Source organism: Arthrobacter sp. NPDC058288, assembly GCF_042880995.1.
Classification (GTDB): domain Bacteria; phylum Actinomycetota; class Actinomycetes; order Actinomycetales; family Micrococcaceae; genus Arthrobacter.
The window spans coordinates 921,080-932,953 of sequence record NZ_JBHVYH010000001.1; the positions used below are offsets into that span (position 1 = coordinate 921,080).

At 63.3% G+C, this 11,874-nt stretch carries 14 protein-coding genes; all 14 read right to left on the bottom strand.

The window, feature by feature from the left end; all coding sequences use genetic code 11:
* Positions 1-8: 8 nt before the first annotated feature.
* The 14 genes from ACFVWT_RS04295 to ACFVWT_RS04360 all read right to left on the bottom strand — a co-directional run bounded on the left by ACFVWT_RS04295 (position 9) and on the right by ACFVWT_RS04360 (position 11,871).
* Complete coding sequence (locus ACFVWT_RS04295) at positions 9-3,773, bottom strand: peptidoglycan DD-metalloendopeptidase family protein (protein WP_390245539.1); 3,765 nt, start codon at positions 3,771-3,773, stop codon at positions 9-11.
* A 20-nt stretch (positions 3,774-3,793) separates the two neighbouring features.
* Positions 3,794-4,189, bottom strand: coding sequence for a hypothetical protein (locus tag ACFVWT_RS04300; RefSeq protein WP_390245541.1), 396 nt, complete (start codon positions 4,187-4,189; stop codon positions 3,794-3,796).
* Positions 4,190-4,239: 50 nt separating this feature from the next.
* Positions 4,240-4,584, bottom strand: coding sequence for a hypothetical protein (locus ACFVWT_RS04305; protein ID WP_390245543.1), 345 nt, complete (start codon positions 4,582-4,584; stop codon positions 4,240-4,242).
* 33 nt (positions 4,585-4,617) lie between these two features.
* Positions 4,618-4,761, bottom strand: coding sequence for a hypothetical protein (locus ACFVWT_RS04310; RefSeq protein WP_390245545.1), 144 nt, complete (start codon positions 4,759-4,761; stop codon positions 4,618-4,620).
* Positions 4,762-4,849: 88 nt separating this feature from the next.
* Positions 4,850-5,515: a hypothetical protein gene (locus ACFVWT_RS04315; RefSeq protein WP_390245547.1), complete on the bottom strand. Its 666-nt coding sequence runs from the start codon at positions 5,513-5,515 to the stop codon at positions 4,850-4,852.
* A gap of 45 nt (positions 5,516-5,560) precedes the next feature.
* Positions 5,561-5,965 (bottom strand): hypothetical protein, encoded by a 405-nt coding sequence (locus tag ACFVWT_RS04320; RefSeq protein ID WP_390245549.1) that lies wholly within the window; start codon positions 5,963-5,965, stop codon positions 5,561-5,563.
* The gene (locus tag ACFVWT_RS04325; protein ID WP_390245551.1) at positions 5,958-6,227 is read right to left on the bottom strand and encodes a hypothetical protein; all 270 of its coding nucleotides are present in this window, start codon (positions 6,225-6,227) and stop codon (positions 5,958-5,960) included. Before ACFVWT_RS04325 ends, ACFVWT_RS04320 begins: the two co-directional genes overlap by 8 nt.
* A gap of 411 nt (positions 6,228-6,638) precedes the next feature.
* Positions 6,639-7,043 carry a hypothetical protein gene (locus ACFVWT_RS04330; protein ID WP_390245553.1) on the bottom strand — a complete coding sequence of 135 codons (405 nt, stop codon included), beginning with the start codon at positions 7,041-7,043 and terminating at the stop codon, positions 6,639-6,641.
* 5 nt (positions 7,044-7,048) lie between these two features.
* Complete coding sequence (locus ACFVWT_RS04335) at positions 7,049-7,360, bottom strand: hypothetical protein (RefSeq protein WP_390245555.1); 312 nt, start codon at positions 7,358-7,360, stop codon at positions 7,049-7,051.
* A gap of 63 nt (positions 7,361-7,423) precedes the next feature.
* Complete coding sequence (locus ACFVWT_RS04340) at positions 7,424-8,443, bottom strand: major capsid protein (RefSeq protein ID WP_390245557.1); 1,020 nt, start codon at positions 8,441-8,443, stop codon at positions 7,424-7,426.
* 16 nt (positions 8,444-8,459) lie between these two features.
* Positions 8,460-8,846 carry a head decoration protein gene (locus ACFVWT_RS04345; RefSeq protein WP_390245559.1) on the bottom strand — a complete coding sequence of 129 codons (387 nt, stop codon included), beginning with the start codon at positions 8,844-8,846 and terminating at the stop codon, positions 8,460-8,462.
* 2 nt (positions 8,847-8,848) lie between these two features.
* Positions 8,849-9,463: a hypothetical protein gene (locus tag ACFVWT_RS04350; protein WP_390245561.1), complete on the bottom strand. Its 615-nt coding sequence runs from the start codon at positions 9,461-9,463 to the stop codon at positions 8,849-8,851.
* Positions 9,464-9,532: 69 nt separating this feature from the next.
* On the bottom strand, positions 9,533-10,273 hold the full coding sequence (locus tag ACFVWT_RS04355; RefSeq protein WP_390245563.1) for a hypothetical protein: 741 nt from the start codon (positions 10,271-10,273) through the stop codon (positions 9,533-9,535).
* A 2-nt stretch (positions 10,274-10,275) separates the two neighbouring features.
* Positions 10,276-11,871, bottom strand: a complete 1,596-nt coding sequence (locus ACFVWT_RS04360) for a hypothetical protein (RefSeq protein ID WP_390245565.1) — start codon at positions 11,869-11,871, stop codon at positions 10,276-10,278.
* Between the last annotated feature and the right edge of the window lie 3 nt (positions 11,872-11,874).

Here is an 11,874-nt window from a genome sequence, read left to right on the forward strand (position 1 = left end):
TGACCTCCCTAGATTCCGAAAGCGGCGAACGTGTCCCGGCGCTTCGTTTCGATGCGGTGGGCGACCTCGTTCGGGTCCCATCCGACGTTGCCGTGGAAGTTGATATCCCCACGGCCGCCGCCCTGTGTTGCAAGACGGCTGATGTCCGCCCACTGCTGCGGGTTGAGGATCGCCTCGGGCTTGCTTGTGCGGTTGACTACCTGCGAGATCCCCGGGGGCAGGATGCCGCCGAGATCATACAGTGCCGGGCCCGCTGCCGAACCTTGGCCGCCGGTAATGAGGTCAGATACGCTGCCGAACAGCTTCTTGCCCACACCGATAGCAAGGTCAGCGATCATGCCCGCAGCCGGGAACGCCTCCCGGAACCTCGCCAGCAACCCATCGATGATGCCCGCCAGCGGATTGAAGCCGCCGCCCGAAGGTACGCCAGCGCCGGACAGGTAGCTGTACGGGTTGACGTCGTTCGGCCAGCCGCCCGCGAACGTTCCGAAGTGCAGGTGAGGCCCAGACGAAATACCCGTATTGCCTGACAGCGCGATCTGCTGCCCCGCCCGAACCATGTCGCCGACCTTGACAGCCATTGAGGACAGGTGAGCGAACCACGACTGAATGCCGGAGCCGCCATCGACGTGAACCTCGTTCCCGCCCCACACGCCCGGAGCCTGAACGCCGGGACCGGACCACGACACGCGCCCGGCTTCCGTAGCGAACACGGGAGTTCCGACCGATGCTGCGAAGTCGACGCCCTTGTGCACGCGGTTGTAGCCCTGTGTCTCGATCAGCTGCTTCAACGGGTTGACGATGCCGCCCTTAGCGAAGCCCTCACCAAACAGGGCCCGCGCCTCTGACGCCTTTCGGCCCATGACGGCGGCCTTGTTCATCGCGTACAGGCGCGCACGCTCGTACGGGTCACGCATGACCTCAGAAACCAGCACGCCCTCACCGCGCCGCATCGGCACGAGCTGGTCGTCACCGTTCCGCCAGGACGACTGCCCCGGCAGGATGCCGCCGCGGGCGAACCCGTCAGGCAGAGCCACCCGGGGCAGCTTGTCGATGCCTGGCAGGATGCCGGCCACCGTGTTGAACGCACCGATCAGGCCATCGTTGATGACCGTGTCCACAACGAAGCGAACCGGCATCTTGGCGATTTCCTGCAGCTTGTCCCATGCCGTTTTGATGAAGCCGACGCCATCCTCGAAAGCCTTGGGGATCGTCTTGGTGATGAAGTCCGAGAGCGTGTCAAAGACGGGCTTGATGACGTTGTCCCAAACCCACTTGATCGTGTTTCCGATGCTGTCGAAAACAGGCTTGATCGCGTTGTCATACAGCCAGTTGAAGGCGTTCGGCAAGAGGACCGTGAACACGTTCACCCATGCATCAAAGACAGGCTTGAGCAGCGTCTCCCAAACCCATTTCGCGGCGTTGCCGATGGCGTCGAATACGGGTTTGATGACGTTGTCGTGCAGCCAGTTCAGCGCCTGGGGGATGACTACGGTGAAGAAGTACACCCAGTTGTCGAACACGGGTTTGATGATGTTGTCCCAGACCCACTTGATCGCATTGCCTATCCCGTCGAAGACAGGCTTGATGACCGTCTCGTAGAGCCAGGTGAACACCGCCGAGAGCACGTCTCGTACGAAGCTGACAGCGGAGTTGAAGATCGCCACTACGCCGTTCCACCAGTCGCTGATGGCCGCGCCTACCGCGGTAAAGGCGGCCACTGTCGTGTTCCACCAGCCGGCGATTGTGTTGCCGATGGCCGTGAACGCTTCCACCATCCGGTTCCAGAACGCCATGAACAGCGGGATCACAATGTACGTGATCAGCGAAACGACGAGCTGGAAGATGCCACGGAAGAACAGGTAGAAGCCGTTGATGATGACGGCCGCCGAGTCGAATACGGGCTTGATGGACGTTAGGTACCAGGCAGTGAACACATCGCCCACGAACTTGACCGCCGCGGAGATCCCATCGAATACGGGCTTGATGATGTTCTCGTACAGCCATGTGAACACGGCGCCGATACCGTCAATGGTTGACTTGATGAACGAGGCGATCCCGTCGAAGGCTGGCTTGATCCAGTCAGCCCACAGGGACATGAAGAATCCGCCGACCATGTCGATAGCGGCGGACCATGCGGGCATTGCCACGTTCGTAAACCAGTTGACCACTGCACCGATGGCGTCTTGAATCCAGCCGAACGCGCCGGACACGACGTCGCCGATCCAGCGCATGGCAGCGTCTACGCCATCCTTGAACCAGCCGATGTTGTTGTAAGCCAGCACGAAGGCGGCGATGATCGCCGCGACGCCGGCAATGATCCACCCGACCGGGCCCATGGCGATCAGCCACGCGGCAGCGATCTTGACAGCCTGAATGGTTGCCTGGGCGCCCATGAGGAGCCAGCCGCCGACCATGGCCACAACTGCCCACGAGTGGACAAAGGCGGACTTGATCGCCTCGGCCTGCGTGATCCCCCAAGCAACCTTTTGCTTCACCGCGGACTTCATAGCCTCGACGCCAAGGGCTACCCAGTGCGGGATCAGGGAGACGACAATCAATCCGACGATAATCCCGATAGGCTCGCGCATGTCCCAAAGCCACTTGGCCACATCTTTGCTGGTGTCGATGACCTTCTGGAGCGCGTCCGGGATCTTCTTGACCTCATCGCGGATGGTCAGGAGGAAGTCAACGAACCGTGAATCCTCTTCCCACCCGAACGCAGACGTCAGCTTGCCTGTGAAGTCGCCGGTAACCAGCAAGTCGTAGAGGCCCTTCGCGCCGTCGCGGACCCGGAGGAGGAAGTCAACCAGTGGCGAGTCCTCTTCCCAACCGAACGCTGCGGTGAGCTTGCCCGTGAAGTCGCCCTTGACGAGCAGATCGTACAGACCTTGCGCGCCGCTGACGGCCTTGTCCAGGAACACTCCAATAGCAGCGCCAGCCACTTTCGCGCCAGCCTCCAAAGGCTTCAGCCACTCGATGGCTCCGGAGAAAAACTGCTGAATCTTCGGGTAGACACCGGACAGCAGCGAGGCGCCGATACGGCCGACAGCCGCCATGGTGTTCTTGAATGCGCCCTGCAGCGTCTTGCCGGACTCCAGAGCGGCGCCGCCAAGCCCAGCCTCCATCGCCTTCTGGAAGGTCTCGAAGTTCACCTTGCCATCGGATGCGAGCTTCAGCGTCTCGTCAGCGGTCGTGCCCAGTTCCTTGCCGAGCAGCTGCACGATCGGGATACCGGCGTCATTGAGTTGAGCGATCACGTCGCCCTGGATCTTGTTCGATGACGCGACCTTGTTGAAGATCGCACCCATCTCGCCCATGCCCACACCCGCGATGGTTGCCGCGTCGCCGGTCAGGCGGAGGGTCCGCTCGAGGTCCTTGCCGGGTTTGACGCCGGCAGCAACAGCGCCGGCCGCCACTGTGGACGCCTCATCGAGGCCGAACGCGGTGCCCTTTACAGCGGCCATGGCGTCGTTCATGATGCCCGTTACGGCCTCTACGTCATGGCCCAGCCCGGTCAGTTTTGCCTTTGCGTTTTCGATGGCCTGCAGACGGCCGAAGCCTTTGGTCAGGGCCACGCCGATTCCAGCCATGGCGCCGCCTGCCACGGCCAGCGCGCCGACCTTCAGGGCGCCGCCGAGAGCGGCGCCCATCTTGGAACCGGCGGACTGACCGGCGCTACTCGCGGCCCCGTCCAGCTCCTGCCCGACCTTCTTCTGGAGGTCCTTGAATACCGGAGACACGAGGACTTCGGCTACACCGATTACGGGCACAAGGGCCTCCTATGGAGTTGTCAGATGTCGTCGGATTTGAACCCGAACTGCTGGACGAAGAGCTCGGCCCAGTTGCGTTCCGCGGACTCGATGGCGCGGTCGATCTCGGTGTACGGTGCGGGGAACGGCTTCTCTTCGCCAGGCTTCCCACCGGCCGCCGCAATGCTTACCTGCCGCAGGCCCTTGATGGCGTGAAGGATTTCCCGCAGCATCGTGATATTCAGGTCAAACTCAGAAATTCTTGGGGACCACGGATCGGCGTCCTCCGGCTTGGACAGCCTCAGCTCGGCCAGGTGGGCCGCTGCTTCCGGGTCGTTCGCTATTGCCTCGTTGAGCCTGCAAGCGGTGGGCAGGTTGTCGATCAATTCGAGCAACGCAACCCACCGCTTGGCCCGGAACCACTCCGCAAGATCCACGCCGAACTCCCGCAAGAGGTCAGCGCGGATTTGCGGACGGTAACGGTGGATCAGCTCTCGGAGGCGGTATCTTCCCCCGGGGTCCCAACCGTCTGCTGGTAGTAGGCCATGACCCGCTCGATGAGGGCGCCGTGGACGCGCAGCGGGAGACGGGCGGCGACGTACGCTTCATAGTCCGCCTTGGAAAGCCACTCCTCGAGCAGCGCGAAGTCGGTCCGGCCGGCGCCCTCGAACTTGGCGAAGAATGCCTCAGCTTCGACGGCGGGCAGGTCGTACAGGTCGGGGAACGTGATGCGCTTCCCGCCCTTGAGAGCGAGCACGAAGGGCTCAGGCTTAGCGACCTCCGCCTCGAGGGCGGCGAGGGTCAGGTTGATGTTCGGCTTGTCTACGGCCATGGTGTTGCCTCCGGGTGTGAGGGGGTTGGTTGGTTACTTGGTGGTGCTAGCGGAATCGGAAGCCTTGACAGCGGCGGTCTTGGCTTTCTCTTCCTTGTAGCCGTCGCGGCGCAGCTCAGCGGCCTCGGTAGCGACGGACGTCTCGACGGTGTGACCGTCCTTGGTGAAGCGGGGCATATCGGCTCCTAAAGATTTCGGGTGTCAGGTGGAAACGGTGCGCGCCGCCACACCCGGAGAACGACGCGCACCGTGCTTAGGGGGAGGGTCAGACGCCGGCAGTGAAGCCCATGACCGTCTTGTGGGCCACGGCACCGGTGCCGCCGATGTAATGGCGGACGGGGGTGCCGACCTCGGTGTCCGTGAAGACATCAAAGGTCAGAGGCTGCCGAACCGGATCGCCGGTGCCCCATGTCTGGGAGTCGGTCGAAGCGAGCTTCACCGCGCCGTAGCCGCGGCCAAGGATCCAGTTCTCAGCCGCCGGGCCGTCAGAGCCGACGATCAGGAGACGGTACTCCTGGCCAACGGGCAGGTCCGGTTCCTCGAACACGATTTCGCCCGACGTCGGGTCCTGCGTGACAGCGGACAGGTCCGTGCCGTAGGTCAGTTCCAGCATGTGCTTCCGGCCGGTCTCCAGCGGCGTCATGGTCACGGACCTGGCAACCTCTGTGACGTCGGAGCGCACCGCGGACGCATAGCCGAGAGCGGTCACATCCTCCTTGGAGATGTCGCGCCCGAACTCGTAGCCATCGGGGGTGACCATTCCGACCGGTAGCCAGCCGGCCGTCTTCAGGTCGATCAGGGCGCCGCCGACGTCGAACAGCGAGTCCGGCAGGTCAACGGTCTTGGGTGCGAGGAAGGCCACTGCCTTCTGAATTTTGCGGATCAGTGCGCGCTCGTCGGCGCCCTGGCGGATGGTATCGAAGGTAGGCAAAATAGACCCCTTTCAAGGGCGATGAGTTGATTTCCCCGTGCGGGGTCAGAGGGGCCGGGACGTTACGAGGAAAGTCGCGGCGGCTTTGTTGATCGTGTCGGACTGGTAAGGCACGTCAGCCGCGGTGATATCCGCGGCGATACTATCGATATACCCGGACGGCGTCTCTATGTCTGAGCCGACGATGGAAGCGCTGATCGACTCGAGGATGTTGACGGCTTGCTGGCCGGGAGCGTAGACCTCGATCGTTGCCCGGTCCACCCGGTCAACGAAGCCCCGGGTGCCGCCCGTGACGTAGATCAGGGCCACCGGGAAGGGGCCCTGAATCGCGCCGTAGGTGTCGGCGGGGATCTGGTAGACCGCCCTAACCGGCTGGCCGAGATGAGTGGCGCCGTCGATCAGGTCGAACAGCGCATCGCGGGTGTCCGGGAAGAGTAGAGCATCAATCACTTGAGCCCCTCACCCTCATCGAGTCAGCCACGCGCAGCAGGATTGCGTCGCGTGTGTCTTTCCAATCGCGCCGAGTCTCGCGGACCACGGCGCCAGCGCGCCGCTCGTTCGCCCAGCCACCAGTGACGGTCGTCGGTGTGGCCTCGTACTCGCCGCGCCCCACCGCTTGCGCATTACCAGCCAGGCGCTGCGCTGCCGCCAGTGTCGCCTCGCCAACGGTCGTTGAGGTGCCCAGATCCTTGAGCCCGGAATCATCAGCCATATACGACCTGGAGCCGGGTACCTTTCGCAGCGCCATTAGGCCATCACCAACCCAACCTCAGAGCCGTAAGGCCACGCACCCGGGCGCCCGTCCACAGACCATGTGCCGGCCATCCGCGCATCTACGGGAACGCGTATCCGATCAGTGGGCAGGAACGTGAACCCGGGGTCTCGGTAAAGGACGGCCGTGGAGCTCACAACATCAGCCCGGTCGACTGGATCCGCTGTGGCTCGAGGCGCGATCAAGCAGCCTGTCACCAAGATCTCCAGAGGTGCGATCGGGTTTCCTTTCGCATCCTTGCCGCCGCCCCGTAGAACGGTTACGGAGGTGAGCCACGATTTAGGGAACCGCTTCACAATGGACATTCCCGGCGCGTGATAATCGCCGGGGAGCGCGTAAGCCATGCCCATGTCAGCCTCCCGGGTGAATGGTCCAGGCTTGGCCCCGCGGACGGGACTTGCCCAGCAGCCGCTTGTCAGCGGACGAAAGGTAAACATTCCCGTCCGGATTGTGAACCTTGCCGCCCATCGAGAACGGGCCGGTGCCGAACTGGATTGACTCCATGCCAGCAATTGGCGCGTCGCCGGTGACATCCAAAGCCCGCTTGACCATGCGGCAAACAACCAGCTTCGGGATGTCCGGATCCATGCCGCCATCCTCGATGGCCAGCGCGATTCGGGCATCGAGGTCCGGGTAGTTACCGCGGACCTCGACAGATGCCTCGTGTAGCTTCTGCGAGGCGTCGGCTTCATCCTCAGCCGGAAGATCTGACCAGTGCACCTTCAGATCGGCCAGTGTCGCGTAGTCGGCGGCCATGGCTCCTACTTCCGGGTGCGGCTGCCGCGGCGGACAGGAGCTGGCGCGGTGAAGTCGGGGACGTCGGCGGCAGGTGCCTGCGGCTCGTCCTCTGACTCGGGTTCGTCAGTCTCGGAGTCCGTCTGATCCTCCGCCGGATCTTCATCTTCCGCGGCGTCCTGCGTGCCGGAGCCATCTGCGTCAGAAGCTTCTGGTTCGGGCACGAGGCAGTGGTCTCCCACCTTGCCCTCTGCCCACTCCGGAAGCTCATCACCGGGCGCGAAGGCGACAGCCTGGAAGTCGCGCATGAGCACGACGTGCGTGGCAAATACTGCCATGGTGGATCCTTTCGAAGGGAGATCTGCGGGGCGCCCGGAAGCGCCCCGCAGGATCTCAATCAGCTAGAGAACCGTGGCCACGAAGGACAGGTTCGCGTTCGCCAGGACCGGGAGGGCGATGCCATCGGATTCGACCGTCGCGATGTGCGGTATCGTCTCCGACTTGTGCGCGCCAGCCACAACGCCCGGCTGCTCGGAATCGGTCAGGTCGTAGGACGAATCCTTGGACGTGAGCGTGCGCCCCCAGAACGTGTTGCCGAGCTGGGAAGTGCCAGTGTTCGGGTCGACGGCCTCAGGGAGCAAGAGCACCTTGTTGTCGGAGATCACGCGGCCGGCGGCGGTGCGCCGGTCGTAGATGTAGATCGGAGGCCAGCCAGCCGACTCAAGGTAGGCGCGAACCTCGGACTCGATGGCGGGGCGCTGCGCACCGCCGATCAGAGTCGTCTTGAACTGGTTGCCCGCGGCAAGCGCGCTGAACGCCTTCCGGGACATGATGGCCGAACCCGGAGTCTCGCCGTCGTTCGATGCGGAGTACACATCGGCCCAGGCCGAATACTGGCCGAGACGATCAGCGGTCAGGTCGGACCAGAGGACGGGCGCGGTCACGGTGTGGCCGGCATCGCGCCCGAAGTCGTCACTGAACGAGAAGTTCGACTGGGTGACAGTCGCCTTGCCCGTCTCAAGTACGGTGCCGCGGAGGCGTTCGATGCGGTCAGCGATCGCGCGAGCAACGGCCTTCGCCTCGTCAAGAATGGACGCCCGGATGGTTTCATCCGATGCGCTCTCATCGATGAGCTGGTCGTACTCGGAGATCACGCGCTTCTGGCCGATTGCCGGAAGTTCGATGGTGACCCGCTGGCCGGAAGTGCCGCCCGCAATCTCGGGCTCAGCATCGAATGCGCGGAACTGCGCCTCGGCGACGAGACCGTTGCGGCCCTTGACGAAGCGGACGGTGATGCGCGGAACCTCGCGGTTCGGCAGCCAGCGCGCCAGGGACGTGCGGTTGGATTCGATGTCGGCGAGAGCAGCGCGGATGTAGCCGGTCAGCTCGCCGGGAGTGATGAGGTCAGTCCAAAGTGCCATGATTCATCCCCCTTTCTTAGACGAAGACGATGGTGGTTGCGGAAAGCTTTGCCGCGGCGGCAGGCTTGGTGAACGCGATGGGCAGGTTGGCCGTCTTGACGCGGCCATGATCGAAGAGAGGCACGGCGAAATCCGCGGTGCCAACAACCTTCTGATCGGTCAGGACGAACCCGGCCAGGATTCCGGCGCCGGTGACAGTGCCCTCCGTGGCGTCATAGGGCACCAGGGCGCCCGCGACCTTCGCGACGGGAGTGCCCGAACGGATGTAGCCGTCCGGGTAGTGGGTGCCGGCGGTGAATGCGGAGATGTCCAGCATGGCGGTCTGCGCATTTTCAATTGCGTGCGCGGAACCAAGCCAGGACATGTTCCCGCTGCCGAAAGATTCGGTGGTGTAGCGAGGCATGATCAGCCTTTCTTGTTGGTTGATGCGTAGAGGTCGCGGCCAGTGGCCACGGACCCCCCAGCAGGGTTGTTATCGCCGGAGCGTTTACCTGAACCCGGGACTGGGTCAGGCTTCGGAGCTTTCCCCTCGGCGCGTGCGTAGAGCTCGGAGATCTTCTTGGCCGAGGCAAGGTAAGTGGCCTCGTCGCTCCCAGTCACCAAGTCTTGGTATTCCTTGGGCACGGGGTGTTCGGTGAGAGCGGCGAGACGTGCGTTGGCTGCCTTGAGCGTCGCGTTCTCAGCCGCCTTGTCATCTCGTTCTTTCTGCGCTTTCTGGATGTCCGACAGCTTGGCGTCCTCTGCTGCCTGCAACTTTGCCTCGGCGGCGTCGGCACGGGCCTTCTCTGTAGCCCGAGCATCGCGCTCGACCTGCAATGCGGCCTTGCCGGCGTCACCGAGCTGCGACTCGTCCGGAACAACCGGAGTTGCCGCGGGCGGAACGACCGCCGGGACAGTTGGGGCACCTGCCGGATCCGTTTCCATGACGGCGTTACCGAAGGTCTTTCGGTGGAAGGCCATCAGCGCAGTGAGTCCGCCAGGGGCGGTGATGTCAATGCCGTGGGGGAACTGCTTTTTCAATGGGAAAGCTCCTTCGTGAAAGCCGCATCGCACGGCAAATAACCCTGCCCGCATCGCGCGGAAGGGAACCTAGTGGGTGTGGACGCCGTCGTTGACGAAGTCCGGGAACTCGCGACGCATAGCTGCCGCAATTTCCTTCATGTCGCCAGACCCGGCCGCGTCGCGGGAGATCTGGTACATGTCGTAGAAGTCATCCGGAAGGTACCCCTCGGGATACTCATCGCCGCGGCGCAAGGGAACCGCTTGGCAGTCGCAGCGTCCGTGGTACTTGTCGCCGTCCGCCCGCGCTTCCGCTGACTTCTTCGAAACGTAAACGGCATCACGAGAAGCCAGGATCAAGCACCATGCGCACGTCTTCGGCCCAGACGGCACTCGCGCCCACGTGGCGCCCTCGCGGTCCGCGTTCCATGTGATCGTGTCGCGCCCGGACTGCTTCACATACTTGTCAGTCGCCACCGTGAGAGCCGACAGCATGGCCGCCGGCTCAGGAGTCCATAGATGGCCAGCGAGGTACCGGACCTTATCTTCAACACGGGCGGCGGTCACTGCCGGTGGCGGAACGGTCACCCGGAAGCGGCCGGAGGCCCCAGACTCTGCGCGCTGCTCCTCGTACCAGTCCATGGCCAGCACCTCGGCCACTTGTCCGTACTGGGCCACGAGCACCGGCATGAACTCTAGTAGCGCGTCTCGGACAGCTTCCGGCCGGGACAAATCGAGCGCTGCGAAGTATGCGGCCAACTCGGCAGTCACGCGGCTCGAAAGCTCGGCCGACGCCAGGCGGTACCGTTCAATCGACTCGCGTTCGACCACTGCTAAGCATCCTCACGGATGGTAATCGGGTTACCCGGAATGAACTTCACACCAGTCAGCCCAACCTGAGTGGCAGCCGATGCAGCATCCACGCCGGCACGCCGAAGGGTGCCAAGAGCGTCAGCCTTGGCCTTCAGAAGCGTCGCCTGCTTCAGCTGCTCATCGACGGGGCCAGTAGCTTCGCCGTCACTGAATACTGGCGTCGCAGAAGACTTGGCCGCGGCCATGAGAGTGTCTAGGCGCGTGCTCGCTTCCATGCGCTTGGCGTAAGCGAGGTTCCGTTCGATCTGTGATTTGGTCAGGCCGTATTCCTCCATAGCAACCTCCGGATCTCCGGCGGGGAACGTAGTCGAATACTTCAAAGCAGCATCGGCCCGGGCCGCACGAGTAGGCGTCCCGGCATTCGCAAAGTGAGCCTTCAACCCACGCAGCTCCGCAACCATGGCCGGTGTGATCGCGCCGTACTTCACTGCAAGGATGGTCCGCGCCAGGCTCTCGTGCGCGATCCCATAACTGAGGTCGCGTTCGTACTCGACCATGGCCACCATGTCCGACTCCGACGCCAGAATCGCATCAGCGCTGGACGGGTTGTCATGGATGATGCCCAAGTACGCGACCGGTATGGACAACTCGCTGGACACCATGAGGCCGATGGTCCGCAGCATCTCGCTGTGAGGCTGCATGGACGCCTGCTGCAGCTGCTCCAACGTCGGCTTGATCAGATCGCCGGTTTCCTCATCGCGCGTGTTGGGCAGAGCCCAGACACCACCGATAAGAGCGTCCAGCGGAGATACCCGCTTGCCGGTCTTCGGATCAGTAAAGTGCTCTTCTTCGGCGCCCAGCAATGTCCGCTGAGGGGCCGAGAAGAACTCCGCCGTGACCTCTTGCCGGAGCATCGTTCGCACGCCACGGTCGATGTAGCCCATGAGAGGGCGTGTGACCCGGGAGCGGCCCATCGGGCGGGCCAGTGACCATCCCCAGATGTACGGGACACAGGGCACCAAGTGCTCAACTCCGACGTACTCACGGGTCACGAGCCACTCACGCTCTACATGCTCAACGTGCAGCGTCTGGCCCGGCAGATAAAGCAAGCACTGGACTCCGCTGATCACCTCGAGCGCCCTTGTGACCCGGTTTGAGCGAGGATCAATCTCCGCCGTGGCCTCAAGGGCCGTACGCGCCACCACGATCGTCTCAGGCTCGCCAACGATGGGATCGCCCGGGGTCACGAAAACGAAAGACACGCCGTGCTGCAGGGAGGATTCGATCGCCATCCGCTCGACGGCCGCGAAGTGGTTGTCCTCGAAAGCCTCATGGACTTCGTCCAGGAGCTTCGATTGCCGGGGCAACGTGAACCCATCAGGTCGGATCCTTGAAGCCGGGGTGACGATTCCTTTCCGGGCCCACCCGATCGGCGTCTGGAAATCGACCATGCGCGGCGGAACCGAGAAACCGATCTTGTCGAGACGCCTCTTGTCATCGACATACTGGGCCCGCAGCTGATTCCTGCCGGCCTTCCTGCGAATCGTCTTGAGCATCCGGTGAAAAGCCGTAGACTCACCCTCGGAAAGTTTGCGCTGGACAACCTGACCTGCCAAGCG

Bases quoted from the DNA above. Each gene is read 5' to 3' on its own strand.
- ACFVWT_RS04330 (WP_390245553.1), bottom strand. From the start codon at position 7,043: ATGGCCGCCGACTACGCGACACTGGCCGATCTGAAGGTGCACTGGTCA.
- ACFVWT_RS04305 (WP_390245543.1), bottom strand. From the start codon at position 4,584: ATGGCCGTAGACAAGCCGAACATCAACCTGACCCTCGCCGCCCTCGAG.
- ACFVWT_RS04345 (WP_390245559.1), bottom strand. From the start codon at position 8,846: ATGCCTCGCTACACCACCGAATCTTTCGGCAGCGGGAACATGTCCTGG.
- ACFVWT_RS04310 (WP_390245545.1), bottom strand. From the start codon at position 4,761: ATGCCCCGCTTCACCAAGGACGGTCACACCGTCGAGACGTCCGTCGCT.
- ACFVWT_RS04335 (WP_390245555.1), bottom strand. From the start codon at position 7,360: ATGGCAGTATTTGCCACGCACGTCGTGCTCATGCGCGACTTCCAGGCT.
- ACFVWT_RS04325 (WP_390245551.1), bottom strand. From the start codon at position 6,227: ATGGCTGATGATTCCGGGCTCAAGGATCTGGGCACCTCAACGACCGTT.
- ACFVWT_RS04340 (WP_390245557.1), bottom strand. From the start codon at position 8,443: ATGGCACTTTGGACTGACCTCATCACTCCCGGCGAGCTGACCGGCTAC.